Origin of the sequence: Streptomyces sp. NPDC051018, assembly GCF_044456085.1 — a bacterium.
In the GTDB taxonomy this organism is placed as follows: domain Bacteria; phylum Actinomycetota; class Actinomycetes; order Streptomycetales; family Streptomycetaceae; genus Streptomyces.
Genome location: NZ_JBITFN010000034.1, coordinates 13461 through 29268 on the forward strand (window position 1 = coordinate 13461; position 15808 = coordinate 29268).

Consider the following 15808-nt stretch of genomic DNA (forward strand, 5'->3'; position numbering starts at 1 on the left):
ACCGGCCGTCCCCCTGGAGGAACAGCCGGTTTCCGTACGGCGGGCGCCGGCGCGCCGGGCGTGAGCCCCCGGTCTCAGCCTTCCGCCGGCACCGGGTCCTGCGGCTCCGCCGGCGGCCCCACCGTCCCGCGCTGTTCCGGGGCCGTGGGGACACGCTCCGGCAGCAGCTCCAGTACGGCCCGCCGGTGCGCCTCGCTCGTGGCGTCGTCGTACGGGTCCGGGGTGGCCGGCACCTGGAGCCTGAGCACCGGTCCGGTGCCGAGCCGGGCGTAACCGCGCCCCGGCGGTACATCGGGAGTCGGTGTGGTGCCGGGGGCCGCCCCGAGCACGGCCTCGATCTCCCCGAAGCCCACCGGGCCGAGCGCCACCCGGGCGCGGGTGTGCGTGCGTACGGCCTCCGACAGGGTGTCCAGGCTGTCGAACTGCTCGGCCACCACCACCGTGACCTGCGCGGCCCGGCCGTGACGCAGCGGCACCTGGAGCAGCTCCTGGGGGTCGGGGTGCCCGTCGGCGGCGGCGAGATGGCCGAGGATGCCGGGCCGGTCCACCAGGATCCACAGCGGACGCCTGGTGTCGTCCGGGACGGGGAGGCCGCCCTGCCGGGCGCGGTTCGCGGCGATCAGCCGCCGCTCGGTCTCGTGCGCCGCCCATTCCAGGCTCGCCAGCGCCCCGCCCAGCGCGCATTCGACGGCCAGCACGCCCGAGCGGCCGGCCAGACAGGCGTACTCGCCGGTTCCGCTTCCCTCGATGATCAGCACATCCCCGTACGGGAGCGCCTGGAGGGCGATCGAGCGCAGCAGGGTCGTGGTGCCGCTCCCGGGATCGCCGACCGCGAGAAGATGCGGCTCGGTGGAGCGGTGTCCGGTGCGCCAGACCACCGGAGGCGCGTCCCGGGTCTCCTCACCGGTCGTCACGGGAATGGTCCGCTGCACCGCTCCGGCATCGGTGAAGCCCAGCACGGTCTCACCGGGGACGGTGACGAAGCGCTGGGCGGCGATGGAGGTCGGCAGGGCGGGCAGGACGCTCATCAGCAGCTGGTTCCCCTCCTCGTCCCAGGTGAAGCGGTACTCCCGGCCGCGGCCCGACTTGGCGTGCAGCAACTGCTCGATCCGGGACCTGGGCTCCTCCTCGCCGTCGGGGAAGTACGCGGGGTAGGCGATGCGCAGCGCGATGAGACGGCCGTTGCCGTCGAACACGGGGTCGCTGAAGGCGGCGGTCCACTCGCCGCCGTGGGTGAAGACCGAGGCAGGGTCCTCGGGTACCGAGAAGTAGGGCACCAGGGCGTCGTAGAGCGACTGGAGCCGCCCGGCCTCCGCCTCGTTCGGGCCGGTCGTGACCGGGGTGCGCACCCGCCCCTTCCAGGCGGCCGCGCCCATCAGCGCGATCAGGGCCATCAGGGGCCCGTACGGGATGAACGCGACCGCCACCAGGCCGGCCGCCACCATGAAGAGCGTGGGACCACGCTTCTCCTTGGGGGTGTCGGCCCATTTCCGGCGGGCGGTGCCCGTCAGCTCCCGCAGGCCACGGGAGACCGTGATCAGCGGATGGAGGACGTCTGTGGCGCTGTCGGCGGCCGTACGCGCGATCTCCCGGCCTCGGGTGATCTGCGCGGTTCCGCTGCTGAGAATGCGGGGGAGGGGTCGCCGACCCACATCGTTCTCCTGAAGGTGCCGGGGCTGGATGCGCGGGGAAGGGCGGAGGGGATCAGAACTTGATCCCGCCCAGAAGGCTGGCGAGGCTCTGGCTGCCTGCCGTGATGCTGGGGGCGATGGCGGTGCCCGCCAGGAAGAAACCGAAGAGGGCGCAGGCGAGGGCGTGGGACGCCTTGAGGCCGTCCTTCTTGAAGAAGAGGAAGACGATGATCGCGAGCAGGACCACGCCTGAGATGGACAGGATCATGAGGGGCTCTCCTGGGTGAGGGGACAGTCACCATCAGTACTTCCAACCTCACCGCATGTACATATGCGATTAAAGGTGCAAATGGGTGAAAATTTCGGCAATTCACTTGAACGGCGGATGAGAAATCAGCCTCCGAGGGGCACGCTCACCGGTCGCGAGGCACAGTTCCTCCCGGCCGCACGGACCGGGCCGACCGCGAGGACGCGAATCCCCTGGTCGGGTGGGAGAAGGCGCGGATCTCTCCATGTCGGTGGGATATGTCCCCTGCGCGGGCGGCGCCCGTCGAGGGCGGGCCTCACCCGTGGCGGGACCCGGGCAGTACCCTGTCCGTTGCCCGTACGGCCGATCCCGCCGTACGCCCAGGTCATGGCCGTGACCCTACGCACAGGTCATTGCCGTGAAACGTGCAGCGAAAGGCGGTCCGTCCATGAGCGAGGCCCCCGATCCCGAGGTGGTCGAACTCGCGACCAAGGTCTTCGACCTGGCGCGCCAGGGAGAGACCGAGGCCCTCGCCGCGTACGTCGACGCCGGAGTCCCCGCGAACCTCACCAATGACCGCGGCGACACCCTCCTGATGCTCGCCGCCTACCACGGTCACGCCGCCTCGGTCGCGGCCCTCGCCGTGCGCGGGGCCGATCCCGACCGCGCCAACGACCGCGGTCAGACACCCCTCGCCGGCGCGGTCTTCAAGGGCGAGGACGCCGTCGTCCGGGTCCTGCTGGAGCACGGGGCCGATCCCTCCGCGGGAACGCCCTCCGCCGTGGATACCGCCCGGATGTTCGGGAAGACGGAACTACTGGAGCTGTTCGGCGACGGCTGACGCCGGCGGGGCGGCACGGGGAGGAGCCCGTGTGCCCCCGCCGGCTCCGCACGGCCGCGGAGCGGTATCCGGCCGGTTCCGGCACCCTCCGGGACCCTTCCGGAGAGGCCCGGGACAGGGGCGTCGTAAATGTGGTCGCGGTGGCGATATGGGTGGGTCATCATGACGTCGGGCCTTGTCCTGGACATCACCGGGAGTTCCCCTGAGGCCCACCGACGAGAGGCAGGAAGATGGTCTACGCCGAGCGGAAGACGCGGACGACGACGGGCGGCTCCCCATGCAGCAGCGCGGCCTAGGCACTACCAGTCCCCGGTTGCGTCGAGAGCTTGATGTGAGGCTTTCCCCATGTTCGATCCAGTCATAGCGCCGAGCGGCACGCTGCTCGGCCTGCTGCAGCGGGGCCGCGGCGACGGCACCCTGCACGCGCTGGCAGCGCCACGCGCGGAAGCGCTCGCCGCCCTCAACCACTGCGTGCTCAACGACCCCCGCCACGACTGGCAGGTCGAGAACCGCTCCCTCTACTACGCACGTCTCTATCTGGACCTCCACGGCGGCCTGGAGGAGATCGAGCGGCACCTGAGCGATGTCGACGACCACCTCGACACCGACGAGGCCAGAACAGGCCTCGCGCTCGCGGTGCTCGGCCACCTCGCGTCCTACGGCAGACGGGACGCCCTGGCTCTGCTGCGGAACTACGCCGCCCGCGGCTCCAACTGGGCCTGGGCCCTGGACGAGCTGGCGCTGCGTGACGACGACGCGGGGCTGCGCTCCCTCGCCACCCCGATCCTCGCCCGCTTCCCGGCCACCCCCGAGGGCGAGGCCGAACTGGCCACCGCCGTGCGGGACGCCTTCGAGCCACGGCCGTGGCGGCTGTGGGCCGACGATCCGCGCGAGGCGGTCGGCGCCCGGGTGCGCGCCGCGCGCGAAGCGGGCTCCTTCGACCGCTGGCAGCGCCAGATGCGGCCGACCGGGCCACGGCCCGGCTGGAGTGTCCAGGCCGTCTTCGACTGGGCCGACCAGGCCGTCGAGCGCGGCACCGAACTCCATGTGCCGGCGGCCCGCTGTCTGTCGGCGGTCGCGGGCGAGGGTGACCGGCCCGCCATCGTGACCGCGGCACGCGAGGGCGGTGACGGGGCGCGCTGCGCCGCACTCCACTATCTCGCCGAGTCACAGGACCCCGTCGTCCTCGATCTGATCGAGGCCGCGGTCTCCTCGGGCTCGCGCACCGTCGCCGACGCGGCGATCTCCGCCTTCGAGCGGATGTGCGGCGAGGAGGCCGTCGACCGGGCCCGGGGCTGGGTGCACCGACCCGATCCGCTCGGGGCGTCCGCCGCCGCCGTGCTCGCCTGCCGGGGCGCCGCGGGCGACGCCCACCTCGTCCTCGGCGCGGTCCGTGAGACCGTACGCGCGGACGGACCCGACTCCCCTCTCCTCGGGACACTCGTGGACGGCACGGGGCGCCTCGGCATCGCCTGCGCGGCACCCGTCCTGCGCCATGTCTACCGGGAGACCACCTCCTCCGGGCTCAGAGGACGGGCGGCCCGCGCGCTGGCCGCCACCGACGCCTCCTTCGCCACCGGATTCGCCGTCGAATGCCTGTGGGACTGCGAGGAGACCACCCGCGAGATCGCCGCGTGGCACGCCGCGACGGGCGACATCCGCGTCGCCGAACGATTGCGCAGGCTCGCCGCGGACCCGGCCGAGGAGGCCGAGGTGCATGCGGCGGTACGCAGCAGGATGGGCCCGGACACCCCGGCCGTATGACGCGACCGGCCACCCCCGCTCCCGTGGGCGAGACATCGCCCACGGGGGGGGCGGGTCCGGGGACGGTGCAGGGCCCGGCACCCCCTGACGGAGGCCGGGATCCCCTGACGGCGCCCGGAGGCGGTTCCGGTCCTGCCTCCGTCGGCCCACTGGCTGAAGGTGCCGGGGGTGTTGGCTGTCTTGGGCTCGGCGGTCGGCGAGGGGTTTCTGAGGGCCTGGGGTGCGTGGCGGGTGCCGGCGCACTGGCCCGCTGCCGGGTCGGTGCGGTCCGTTGTCCGGTTGGGTGTCTGACGCAGGAGCCGGGTCCGGTGCCTTCGGGCTGGCCCGGCTGCGGTCCCGGGCCGCCGGGCGCCGGCACCCTCACCGAAGGCGCAGGGCACCTGGGCCCCTCCTCCTGGCCGGAGGCTCACGACAGGGCGGCCGATGGGGCCGATGCCGCTGGCCTGAGTACATGGCCCCGCTGCGTTTGGTGCGGACCCGGCGGTCGGCGGCGGGGGATCGGGGGCGGTCCGGGCCCGTACCGCATGCCGTCAGCGGTACGACATCGCCGCCGCCCTCCGTATTCGCTCAGGCGCGGTCGGCCGCCCGCGGACCACACGGCGCTCCGGGCGCGGCTGCGCCCAGGGGCGTACGGCACCGAGCCCGCCCTCGGCTCCGGTGGGACGAGCGGCCGCCGTGACGGAGGTGGTTCTCCGGTCCGGGACCGGCCGCTGACGCAGGGCACCCATGCGACCATCCCGACCATCCCCACCGGGCCACCGGGCCACCGGGACCGACCGGGCCACCGGGACCGCCGGGGCGAATGCGCGGCTCCGCTTCCGCCCGCCGCCGTGTCGTGCGGGGTTCCGCTTGCGAGAATGGGGCCATGAGCGGGCGCTGGGAGTTCTGGATCGACCGCGGCGGAACCTTCACCGACATCGTGGGCCGGCGCCCCGATGGCCGGCTCGTCACCCGCAAGCTGCTCTCGCACGACCCCGAGCGCTACCGGGACGCCGCCGTCGCCGGAATCCGCCTTCTGCTCGGTCTCGGCCCCGGTGAACCCGTACCGGCCGAGCGGGTCGCCTCCGTGAAGATGGGCACGACCGTCGCCACCAACGCGCTGCTGGAACGGCGGGGCGAGCCGACGGTCCTCGTCATCACGGAGGGCTTCGGCGACGCCCTCCGTATCGCCTACCAGAACCGGCCCGAAATCTTCGACCGCCGGATCGTACTTCCCGAGGCCGTGTACGAGCGGGTCGTCGAGGTCCCCGAACGCGTCGACGCCCGGGGCACCGTCGTCCGGCCCCTCGATCTGCCCGCCGTCGCGGAACGGCTCTCCCGGGCGTACGAGGACGGCTTCCGCAGCGCCGCCGTCGTCCTGATGCACGGCTACCGCCACCCCGGCCACGAGAGGCGTATCGCCGAGGCCGCCCATGACCTCGGATTCACCCAGGTCAGCTGTTCCCACGAGGTCAGCCCGCTGATCAAACTGATCCCGCGCGGGGACACCACCGTCGTCGACGCGTATCTCTCGCCGATCCTCCGGCGGTACGTCGACGAGGTCGCGGCCGAACTCCGGGGCATCCGGCTGATGTTCATGCAGTCCAACGGCGGGCTGCGGGAAGCCGCGCACTTCCGGGGCAAGGACGCCGTGCTCTCCGGACCCGCGGGCGGTGTCGTCGGTATGGCCCGCACCGCCGGACGGGCCGGATTCGGGCGGGTCGTCGGCTTCGACATGGGCGGCACCTCGACCGATGTCTCCCACTACGCGGGCGAGTTCGAGCGGGAACTCGGCACCCAGGTCGCGGGTGTACGGATGCGCGCGCCCATGATGAACATCCACACCGTCGCCGCGGGCGGCGGCTCCGTCCTCCACTTCGACGGCCGCCGCTACCGGGTGGGACCGGACTCGGCCGGGGCCGTCCCCGGACCGGCCTGCTACCGGCGCGGCGGACCGCTGACCGTGACCGACGCCAATGTGATGCTCGGCCGGATCCAGCCGGAGCACTTTCCCGCGGTCTTCGGCCCCGGCGGCGACCAGCCACTCGACGCCCGGATCGTCCATGAGCGCTTCACGGCGCTCGCCGCCCGCGTACGCGAGGAGACCGGGACCGACCGCACCCCCGAGGACGTCGCGGCGGGCTTCCTGGAGATCGCCGTCCTCAATATGGCCAACGCGGTCAAGAAGATCTCCGTCCAGCGCGGGCACGACATCACCCGCTACGCCCTCAACTCCTTCGGCGGCGCGGGCGGCCAGCACGCCTGCGCCGTCGCCGACGCGCTCGGTGTCGACTCGGTGATCGTCCCGCCGCTCGCCGGGGTGCTGTCCGCCTACGGCATCGGCCTCGCCGACGCGACCGCCATGCGCGAACAGTCCGTCGAGGCGGAGCTGGGCGAGGAGTCCATGACCCGGGTCCGCGACCTCTGCGACGGACTGGCCGGGCGCACCCGCTCCGAACTGCGCGCCGACGGCATCCCGGACACGGCGATCACCACCCGCGCGCGCGTACTGCTCCGCTACGCGGGCACGGACGCGGCCCTTCCGGTGCCGCTGGACACCGCTACGGCCATGAAGCACGCCTTCGAAACGGCCCACCGCCGCCGCTACGCGTTCACCATGGACAAACCGCTCGTCGTCGAGGCGGTCTCCGTGGAAGCGGTCGGTACGGCGGGAGAGCACGGCAGCCATGTCATCGAGGAGGTCGCCCCTGAAGGCGAGTTCACGCCACGGGCCCTGGTGCCGATGTTCGTGGACGGCGGGCGCCGGGAGGTGCCGCTGTACCGGCGCGCCGATCTGGGGCCCGGTGACGCCGTCCGGGGCCCGGCGATCATCGCGGAGCCCGACGCCACCACCGTCGTCGACCCCGGCTGGCGCGCCGAGGCGGGCGACGGCGGGCATCTGCTGCTGACCCGCGCCACGGCCCGACCCGGCCGGGTCGCCGTCGGCACCGATGTGGACCCGGTCCTCCTGGAGGTCTTCAACAACCTCTTCATGGCCATCGCCGAGCAGATGGGCGTACGCCTGGAGAACACCGCGCACTCCGTGAACATCAAGGAACGCCTCGACTTCTCCTGCGCCCTGTTCGACGCCGAGGGCAATCTGATCGCCAACGCTCCCCATATCCCCGTCCACCTCGGATCGATGGGCGAATCGATCAAGGAAGTACTGCGGCGCAACCGGGACGGACTGCGGCCGGGAGACGTGTACGCCATCAACGACCCCTATCACGGCGGCACGCATCTGCCCGATGTGACGGTGGTGACGCCCGTGTTCGGGGACGGTGACGAGGAACTCCGCTTCCTGGTCGCCTCGCGGGGCCATCACGCCGAGATCGGGGGCATCACCCCCGGCTCGATGCCCGCCTTCAGCACCACGATCGACGAGGAGGGTGTCCTCTTCGACAACTGGCTCCTCGTACGCGACGGGCGGCTGCGGGAGGAGGAGACCCGGGAACTGCTCACCGGCGCGGCCCATCCCTCCCGTGCCCCCGACACCAACATCGCCGATCTGCGCGCCCAGATCGCCGCCAACGAGAAGGGGATCGCGGAGCTGCGCCGTATGGTCGACCAGTTCGGCCTGAAGGTCGTGCAGGCGTACATGCGGCACGTACGCGACAACGCCGAGGAGTCCGTCCGCCGCATCATCGCCGGGCTGAACGACGGCCGGTACCGCTACGAGACCGACAGCGGCGCCGTGATCACGGTGGCCCTGAGCGTGGACCGCGGCGCCCGCAGCGCCGTACTGGACTTCACCGGCACCTCGCCGCAGCAGCCGGGGAACGCCAACGCCCCCACCTCCGTGGTGATGGCGGCCGTGCTCTATGTCTTCCGGACCCTGGTCGGCGAGGACATCCCGCTCAACAGCGGCTGTCTGGAACCCCTGGAGGTACGCGTCCCCGCCGGATCCATGCTCGCGCCCGAGTATCCCGCGGCGACCGTCGCGGGCAATGTGGAGACCTCGCAGGCCGTCACCGGCGCGCTCTACGCGGCCCTCGGCGTCCAGGCCGAGGGTTCCGGAACGATGAACAATCTGACCTTCGGCAACGACCGGGTCCAGTACTACGAGACCGTCGCCAGCGGCTCCGGCGCCGGCGACGGCTTCGACGGGGCGGACGCCGTGCAGACCCATATGACCAACTCCCGGCTCACCGATCCCGAAGTGCTGGAGTGGCGCTTTCCGGTGCGGGTGGACGCCTTCTCCGTGCGCGGAGGCAGCGGTGGTACGGGGCGGTGGCGCGGCGGCGACGGAGTCGTGCGCCGGATCCGCTTCCTCCAGCCCATGACCGTGGCGCTGCTCACCGGACACCGCAGGGTCGCGCCGTACGGAATGGCGGGGGGCGGCCCGGGCGCGCTCGGCGAGAACCGTGTGGAACGCAGCGACGGTTCCCTCACCCGCCTGGGAGGCGCCGACGCGACCGATGTCGGTGTCGACGACGTCCTGGTCGTCCGCACCCCGGGCGGCGGCGGGTACGGACAGCACCGACGGTAGCCGCGCGGCCGGGACGGACCGCCGCCGCACCGCGGGGTGCGGACGGCCGGGGAGCGAACGGCCCCGTGCGGCGCCCGTGCTCTGCGGCCGGGAGGGCGTGCCGAGACAGGTGCGAGCCGGGGACGGGAGAACGGGTGCCGTGTTCATCTCACCGGCACAAACCGGATCGGGGTGCCCGGCACCGCCTGTGCCGCCGCCCCGAGATCCCGCTCGTCGACGACCGCGACCACCGGATAGCCGCCGGTGGTCGGATGATCGGCGAGAAAGACCACCGGACAGCCGTCCGGCGGCACCTGAACCGCCCCCAGCACCATCCCCTCACTGGGCAGTTCACCGCCCCGCGCCCGCTCCAGGGCGGGACCCTCGGTGCGCAGCCCGATTCGGTTGCTCGCCGCCGACACCCGGTACGCCCCCGAGACCAGGGTGCGCAGCGCCCCCCGCGTGAACCAGTCGGCGCGGGGCCCGAACCGGATCCGCAGCGCCAGTTCCGACGGCGCCCCGGGCCAGGGCACCGCCTCACCCACCGGGGGAGGCGGGCCCTCCGGAGTCCCGAGAGGCAGCACGGCGCCCTCGGACAGCGGCGGGGGGCCCAGCCCGGAGAGCAGATCGGTGGAGCGGCTCCCGAGGACGGGGTCGACCGCGATGCCACCCGCGAACGCCAGATACGTCCGCACCCCCGACGCGGCACGGCCCGCCTCCAGCAGCGACCCGGCCGCCACCCGCACCGGTGCGCCCCAGGCCACCGGGCGGCCGTCGACCGTGACGGGGCACGGCGCGCCGCCCACGGCGACGACCACCGCCCGGCGCGGCCTGACGGCACAGCCGTTCAGCGTGGTCTCCAGCACGGCCGCGCCCTCGGGATTGCCCACCAGCCGGTTGACGAGCCCGGCGGCGGACGGATCGAGTGCCCCCGAGCGCGGTACCCCGAGATGCGCGTGTCCCGGGCGCCCCCGATCCTGCACGGTCGTCAGCGCTCCGGCCCGGACGACCGCGATGGCTCCATCGGTCATGAGGGCTCCGGTACAAAACGCACCCGGGTCCCCGGGGAGAGCAGCGCGGCGGGCTCACGCTCCGGATTCCACAACTCCGTGCCGGTGGTGCCGATCAGCTGCCAGCCACCGGGGGAGGCGCGGGGATACACCCCCGTGTACGGCCCGGCGAGTCCCAGGGAGCCGGGCGGGACCGAGGTGCGCGGAGTGGCCCGGCGCGGCACCGCGTACCGCTGGGGAAGTCCCGTGAGATAGCCGAAGCCGGGGGCGAACCCGCAGAAGGCGACGCGGAACTCGGCGGCCGAGTGAACCGCCGCGACCTCGTCCTCCGGCACCCCCCACAGCGCGGCGACCTCCGCGAGATCGGGCCCGTCGTAGCGCACGGGCAACTCGATCGTGTTCTCCGCCCGCGCGGGAAGCGGTGGGATCTCCCACTCCCCGAGTTCCCGGGCGAACCGCCCGGGCGCGTCCAGCCCGTTGAGCAGTACGGTCCTGGCGGCGGGCACGATCTCCCGTACGGCCGGGAGGGTCCCGTGTGCGCGGCGGCGCAGCAGCTCGGCGTGGAGCGCCCCGGCCTCCTCCCCGTCCGCCAGCTCCACGAGCAGTGCCCGGTCGCCGACGGCCATCGTCCGCATACTCATACGAACGCCTCCACCCGGACTCCCGCGCTCTCCAGCTGCCGCCGTACCAGCCGTGCCAGTGACACCGCGCCCGGTGTGTCACCGTGCAGACACAGGGACCGCGGGCGCACGGGCACATGTCTGCCGCAGCGCGAGGTGACCACGCCGAACCGGGCCATGCTCACCGACCGTTCGACCACGGTGGTGGGATCGGTGAGCACCGAGCCCTCCTCGGAACGCGGCACCAGGGTGCCGTCCGCTGAGTACGCGCGGTCCGCGAATGCCTCGGTGATCGCCGGCAGCCCCGCCTTCTCGGCCATCGTGTGCAGCTCGGATCCGGGGAGCCCCAGCAGCGGCAGCCGCTCGCCCGACAGCAGCACCCCGTCGACGACGGCTGCTGCCTGCTCCTCGTCCCGGACGACCCGGTTGTAGAGCGCGCCATGCGGTTTGACGTACGAGACGCGGGTACCGGCCGCCCTGGCGAAGACCTCCAGCGCACCGATCTGGTAGGCGATCTCGGCCGCCAGCTCGTCCGGGGGTACATCCATCGGCCGCCGTCCGAACCCGGCGAGGTCGCGGTACGAGACCTGGGCGCCGATCCGTACCGACCGCTCTGCCGCGAGCCGGCACACCCGGCGCATGGTGGGCGCGTCCCCGGCGTGGAAGCCGCAGGCCACATTGGCGCTGGTGACGACGGACAACAGCTGTTCGTCGTCGGTCAGCCGCCAGTGGCCGAAGCCTTCGCCGAGGTCGGCGTTGAGATCGATGGACGCCCAGGTCATGTGCCCCTCCTGTTCACAGTTGCTCCGTGCCCCGGGTCTCGGGAGGACCGAGCAGCGCCAGGACAGCGAGACGGTAGCCGACGAATCCGCGGCCGGGTGCGCCGCCCACGCCCCAGCCGCCGGAGCCCGGCCGAGCCCGCGCCGGCGAAAGCCCCGTCAACCGCCCGCAGTCCGTCCGCCGTTCGCCTCCCGACCTGCCGTGCGGCCGTCCCGCAGCACGTCGAGCACCCGCCGTTCCGCCGCGTGGACGGCCCGTGGCTCCCGGCCCGGCGGGGGCCCGGACCGCCGCCCGCTTCCTGTATCGATCCGTACGCATGCGCACCTCCCGGGAGCATCGACCGCTGACTGTGCCTGTCCTCGGCAAAGCTAGAGGATCGTTCAACGATCCGACAAGGGGCGCGTTGGCTCGTTCTTCCATCTACGATTGACTCCGTGCGCCGGATTGAAGCGGCCGGTGCCGGGGAGAGGGTCATTGTGGGGACGACGGAACCCGAGGCGGAACAGGGCGGTGCAGCAGGCGGGCTCGCGGACGACCGCGTGCTCCTGGGCCGCACCAGCACGGCGGAACGGGTCGCGGACATCCTCCGCACCCGGATCGCGGAGGGGTACTTCCCGCCAGGGGAGCGGCTCTCCGAGGACGCCATCGGCAAGGCCCTCGGCGTCTCGCGCAACACCCTCCGGGAGGCGTTCAGGCTGCTGACCCATGAGCGGCTGCTCGTCCACCGGCTCAACCGCGGGGTCTTCGTCCGTATGCTCGCCGTCCAGGACGTCACCGATATCTTCCGCACCCGCCGGCTCGTCGAGTGCGCCGTCGTCCACGGCCTCGGCGACCCGCCCTATCCGCTGGACCGCCTCGAAGCGGCCGTCGACGGCGGAGAGCGGTCCGAACGCGAGCAGGACTGGCGGGGTGTCTCCACCGCCAACATCCACTTCCACCGCGAACTCGTCGCTCTCGCGGGCAGTGCCCGCACCGACGAGCTGATGCGGGGTGTCCTCGCCGAACTGCGGCTCGCCTTCCATGTCGTCGACGATTCCCAGCTGCTGCACCAGCCGTATCTGGTCCGCAACCGCGCGATCCTCGAAGCCCTGCGGGCGGGTGACCGGACAGCCGCCGAGCGGCTGCTCGCCGACTATCTGGACGATTCGGGTGCGCAGTTGGTGGAGGCCTACGCGGGCCTGGTCGAGGACGAGAACGCGAACGGGGCGTAGACGGCCGGTCCGCCGGGTCACGGGACCCGGACGGGAGTGGGCCGCGAGCGCGGTCGGGACCGCGTACGGCGGCCCGAGGACCTGCGGAAGGGACGGCCCGAAGTCCGCGTACGGGCAGCGGGGCGCGCGGGATTGCGGGACGGGCAGGGTTCCGGCACGCGGTCTCCGGTCCTGCCCCGTAACCGTCCGTGCCGGGGTCCCCGCGGCCTGCCCGAGCGCGCCGCGTCCCCGGCCGGTGTGTCCCCGTGGTGGGGTGCGGGGAGGGGGCCACGGCTCGGCGGGACAGACGGGGACGGCGCCCGGGGGTCGCTTCTGCGCCGTTTCGACCGTTGTCAGTGCGAGGACCTAATCTGTGCAACGTGACTTCGCCTGTCTCGACGGAATTCATTCCGCCCCAGCTCAGCGCGGGGCCGCGGCCCGCGCAGGGCCCGGCCGCCGACGAAGGGCTCGCGCGGCGCCTCCGCGCGCTCGCCTGCACCGCGCCGCTGCACGACCTGGACGCCCGCAAGGCCAACCTCGCGGGTGAGTACACCGTGTACGCGATGGCGGAGGTGGCCCTCGCCGCCATCGATCTCGTCACGCTGAACATGGACTTCGACACCGGTGCCGACCACGACCAGATAGTCGCCAGACTCCTGCCCAGAATCGCCGCCCAGGCCCCACGGCGCCCCGCCGCCGAGCATGAGCGCGTCGCCCGCTGGGTCCTGGAGAACCTGATCAACGTGGGCAGCGTGGACCGCGGATTCCGCGCTGTGTACGGCACCTTCGGCCCCGACGGTGTCTACACCCGCCGTGACTACGACTTCAAACTCATCGAGGAAGTCCCCGGCTACGGCGGCAGCGTCTATCTCCGGACGACCGACGAGGCCGTCAACGTCCTGGTGGGCGCGCTCGACACGGATGTCACCAGCGCGCAGATCGCCGCCGAGGTCAAGCTGGAGGTGCTGATCAGCCGCGGCAGGCTGGCGGACGCCCAGCTTGCGGCCGAACAGGCCCGCTACCGCACCGTGCAGTACGCCGAGACCCTGCGCCGCACGCTGGAGGCCACCCGCCGCAACGTCCGTGCCGTGGACTGGCTCCACGCGGTGCCCGACATGATCGCCGAGGCCCTCGACCATGTCGCCGACCGCTACCGCCACGAGAACGCGATCCTCACCAATATCCGCAAGGCGCGTGACGAGGCCGAGGACCCCGAGCACAAGCGCCGCGCCGCCGAGCTCGTCGACATCGTCAAGGACTGCATCCGCCGCCACACCCAGCTCCAGTCCCGCCTGCTGGAGGCCGGCCCCCTCTTCCGCGCCGAACAGGACCGCCAGGCGTTCGCCCGGCCCACCGCGCGCGCCGGCCTGGACCTGTACGGACAACTGGTCGCGCCCCTGCTCCCGCTCCCGCTGGAGTCGGCGATCCGCGTCACCGACGCCTTCTTCGCCCGGGGCACCGGACTGCGCACCCCCTCGTCCGTCCGGATCGGTGATCTCGTCGAGCTGCTGCTGACCCCACCGGTGGAGCGCGAACACCTCGGCGCGGAGATGCCCGAGCCCGATCTGATCGCGACCCCCGACGACAGCCGCTTCAGCGAGGAGCAGCTGGCGAGCGCCATGGAGCTCCTCGACCTGGAGCACGACGCACCGCGCAGACTCTCCGGTCTGCTCGCCGAGGCGCGCCGCCGCGATCCCGAACTGCCGTACCTGGTGGCCCTCCTCGCCGTCCACGCGGCGAGCCCTCCGGTCGGCACGGCGTACCGGCAGGGCGAGGAGCGCCTCCTGTTCGCCGTCGACGACGGCACCGAGCTCGACGATGCGGAGTTCGGCGGTGCCGACCTCATCGTGGGCACGGCGCTCCTGGACGCGGTGGGCATGGCGGCGGACCGTACGGAGGCGGCATGATCCGGCCCGTCCGGGCACGGCTCCGTACCGGTGCCCCACCCCCGGGCGACCCCTTCCGGCCGTCCCCCGGCCAGGGGAACGGCGCGCCCGTGCTGTCCCGCGCCCGGCCCGGCGCCCCGGCTCCCCGGAGCGCGGCCGACGCCCCGGTGACGGCCGTCGCCGCGGGCCCGGACGCCCCGGTGCGCCGTACCAACGAGCCCGCCCGCACCACCTTTCCCGTAGGCGGCATCCGCGTCCCCCACCAGCGCGCCCCCCACCGCGTCCGCCCCGAGGAGCCCCGATGAGCGACCACCTCCACACCACCGCGACCGACCCGTGGCGGACCGCGGACCCGCAGGAGCGGACGGCACCCGCCCCCACCGCCGTCACACCCGCCGACGCGGCCGACGCGGCACGGCTCGTCTCCTTCGGGCTCCAGCCCAGACTGGTTCCGGCCCGCGACGCCGAATACGCCGAGCTGCTGCGCCGCTACCGCGAGGACGCGGCGTTCGCCCGGCTCGCCGACGCCGTCGCCACCGGACTCGGACTCGTCGTCCTGGAGGTGTCCACCCGCGCGGGCATGGCCGTCACCGCGGGCGAGGACTCCGTCTTCGCCGTCCGCATGGGGGACTACGCGCGCCGTGCCGCCCCCGACTCCGCGGACCGCTTCCTCCACGGCCTGGCCCATCTCGCGGTCGCCGCCATGGCGTTCCCCCGCCCGGAGGACCTGGCGGACGACGCCTACATCGGGCGCATCACCGTCAACGGCGTGGACGCGTTCATACGCCAGGCCTGCCAACGCCTGGAGGAGCGCGCCGACGCCCAGGGCGAGAACACCGACCCCGCCACCGATGCTCCGGGCCTGGAGGCCGCCTGGCGGATCTACGCCAGACGGAGTGCCACCGGAGCCACCAAGGACGCCCGCCGGCTCGCCGGTTCCACGACCGGGATCGTCGGCAAGGCCGTCGCCTTCCTCACGGACTCCGGATTCCTCCAGCGGACCGGCGACGACGCCGGCGGCGCGTACCGCACCACCGCCCGCTACCAGCTGCAGGTACGTGACATGGCGGGCAGCGCCGCCATGGCCGAGCTGCTCGAACTCGGTGTCGTACCGGTCACCGACGGCAGTGCCACCCTGCTGCTGCCACCCGACGCGGACGACCTGGAGCTGCCGGCCGGCGCGGGACTGCCCTTCCACACCTGATCCCGGACCGCCCCCGACGACCGCCCCGTAACCCCGCACTCCGGACAACCGCAGCATCCAACGGAAAACCCCGGGTCAGCGCGGATCGCAGCCGGAATCCGGGGACCCGCCTCACCCGTCCGCCGTATCCACCGGCATCCGACCGCCCCGCCCGCCCGACCGCCCGATATCGAGCCCGACCCGCCCCG

12 protein-coding genes are annotated in these 15808 nt (G+C 73.1%); 7 read left to right on the top strand and 5 right to left on the bottom strand.

Features of this window, described 5'->3' with window-relative positions; genetic code table 11:
* Nucleotides 1–74: 74 nt before the first annotated feature.
* Together ACIBCM_RS33975 and ACIBCM_RS33980 are read right to left on the bottom strand one after the other, a co-directional pair.
* The gene (locus ACIBCM_RS33975; RefSeq protein ID WP_399250097.1) at nucleotides 75–1652 is read right to left on the bottom strand and encodes a hypothetical protein; all 1578 of its coding nucleotides are present in this window, start codon (nucleotides 1650–1652) and stop codon (nucleotides 75–77) included.
* Nucleotides 1653–1704: 52 nt separating this feature from the next.
* Complete coding sequence (locus tag ACIBCM_RS33980; RefSeq protein WP_399250099.1) at nucleotides 1705–1899, bottom strand: hypothetical protein; 195 nt, start codon at nucleotides 1897–1899, stop codon at nucleotides 1705–1707.
* 427 nt (nucleotides 1900–2326) lie between these two features.
* Between ACIBCM_RS33980 and ACIBCM_RS33985 the strand changes: the two genes are divergently transcribed.
* The 3 genes from ACIBCM_RS33985 to ACIBCM_RS33995 all read left to right on the top strand — a co-directional run bounded on the left by ACIBCM_RS33985 (nucleotide 2327) and on the right by ACIBCM_RS33995 (nucleotide 8951).
* Entirely contained in the window at nucleotides 2327–2719 is a 393-nt protein-coding gene (locus tag ACIBCM_RS33985) for an ankyrin repeat domain-containing protein (RefSeq protein WP_399250101.1), read from the top strand.
* 345 nt (nucleotides 2720–3064) lie between these two features.
* A complete protein-coding gene (locus ACIBCM_RS33990; RefSeq protein ID WP_399250103.1) occupies nucleotides 3065–4483 on the top strand; it encodes a HEAT repeat domain-containing protein in 1419 nt (472 codons plus the stop codon).
* An 865-nt stretch (nucleotides 4484–5348) separates the two neighbouring features.
* Nucleotides 5349–8951, top strand: a complete 3603-nt coding sequence (locus ACIBCM_RS33995) for a hydantoinase B/oxoprolinase family protein (protein ID WP_399250105.1) — start codon at nucleotides 5349–5351, stop codon at nucleotides 8949–8951.
* 143 nt (nucleotides 8952–9094) lie between these two features.
* Here ACIBCM_RS33995 and ACIBCM_RS34000 read toward each other — a convergent pair whose 3' ends face one another.
* Genes ACIBCM_RS34000 through ACIBCM_RS34010 form a run of 3 tightly spaced genes read right to left on the bottom strand, consistent with a single transcriptional unit; the run spans nucleotide 9095 to nucleotide 11342 of the window.
* Nucleotides 9095–9961, bottom strand: coding sequence for a biotin-dependent carboxyltransferase family protein (locus ACIBCM_RS34000; protein WP_399250107.1), 867 nt, complete (start codon nucleotides 9959–9961; stop codon nucleotides 9095–9097).
* A complete protein-coding gene (locus tag ACIBCM_RS34005) occupies nucleotides 9958–10575 on the bottom strand; it encodes an allophanate hydrolase subunit 1 (protein ID WP_399250150.1) in 618 nt (205 codons plus the stop codon). Before ACIBCM_RS34005 ends, ACIBCM_RS34000 begins: the two co-directional genes overlap by 4 nt.
* A 2-nt stretch (nucleotides 10576–10577) precedes the next feature.
* Nucleotides 10578–11342, bottom strand: a complete 765-nt coding sequence (locus ACIBCM_RS34010) for a LamB/YcsF family protein (protein WP_399250109.1) — start codon at nucleotides 11340–11342, stop codon at nucleotides 10578–10580.
* 474 nt (nucleotides 11343–11816) lie between these two features.
* Between ACIBCM_RS34010 and ACIBCM_RS34015 the strand changes: the two genes are divergently transcribed.
* From ACIBCM_RS34015 to ACIBCM_RS34030, 4 genes are all read left to right on the top strand, one after another.
* Nucleotides 11817–12551 (top strand): GntR family transcriptional regulator, encoded by a 735-nt coding sequence (locus ACIBCM_RS34015; protein ID WP_399250152.1) that lies wholly within the window; start codon nucleotides 11817–11819, stop codon nucleotides 12549–12551.
* 359 nt (nucleotides 12552–12910) lie between these two features.
* Nucleotides 12911–14437 (top strand): hypothetical protein, encoded by a 1527-nt coding sequence (locus tag ACIBCM_RS34020; RefSeq protein ID WP_399250112.1) that lies wholly within the window; start codon nucleotides 12911–12913, stop codon nucleotides 14435–14437.
* Entirely contained in the window at nucleotides 14434–14721 is a 288-nt protein-coding gene (locus ACIBCM_RS34025) for a hypothetical protein (RefSeq protein ID WP_399250113.1), read from the top strand. Before ACIBCM_RS34020 ends, ACIBCM_RS34025 begins: the two co-directional genes overlap by 4 nt.
* Nucleotides 14718–15620, top strand: coding sequence for a hypothetical protein (locus ACIBCM_RS34030; RefSeq protein ID WP_399250116.1), 903 nt, complete (start codon nucleotides 14718–14720; stop codon nucleotides 15618–15620). The genes ACIBCM_RS34025 and ACIBCM_RS34030 overlap by 4 nt, the downstream gene beginning before the upstream one ends.
* Nucleotides 15621–15808 lie beyond the last annotated feature (188 nt).

What these genes read in the sequence shown, in the direction of transcription:
- ACIBCM_RS33995 (WP_399250105.1), top strand. Translation starts at nt 5,349, where the DNA reads ATGAGCGGGCGCTGGGAGTTCTGGATCGACCGCGGCGGAACCTTCACC.
- ACIBCM_RS34025 (WP_399250113.1), top strand. Translation starts at nt 14,434, where the DNA reads ATGATCCGGCCCGTCCGGGCACGGCTCCGTACCGGTGCCCCACCCCCG.
- ACIBCM_RS34005 (WP_399250150.1), bottom strand. Translation starts at nt 10,575, where the DNA reads ATGCGGACGATGGCCGTCGGCGACCGGGCACTGCTCGTGGAGCTGGCG.
- ACIBCM_RS34000 (WP_399250107.1), bottom strand. Translation starts at nt 9,961, where the DNA reads ATGACCGATGGAGCCATCGCGGTCGTCCGGGCCGGAGCGCTGACGACC.
- ACIBCM_RS33990 (WP_399250103.1), top strand. Translation starts at nt 3,065, where the DNA reads ATGTTCGATCCAGTCATAGCGCCGAGCGGCACGCTGCTCGGCCTGCTG.
- ACIBCM_RS34010 (WP_399250109.1), bottom strand. Translation starts at nt 11,342, where the DNA reads ATGACCTGGGCGTCCATCGATCTCAACGCCGACCTCGGCGAAGGCTTC.
- ACIBCM_RS33985 (WP_399250101.1), top strand. Translation starts at nt 2,327, where the DNA reads ATGAGCGAGGCCCCCGATCCCGAGGTGGTCGAACTCGCGACCAAGGTC.
- ACIBCM_RS33980 (WP_399250099.1), bottom strand. Translation starts at nt 1,899, where the DNA reads ATGATCCTGTCCATCTCAGGCGTGGTCCTGCTCGCGATCATCGTCTTC.
- ACIBCM_RS34030 (WP_399250116.1), top strand. Translation starts at nt 14,718, where the DNA reads ATGAGCGACCACCTCCACACCACCGCGACCGACCCGTGGCGGACCGCG.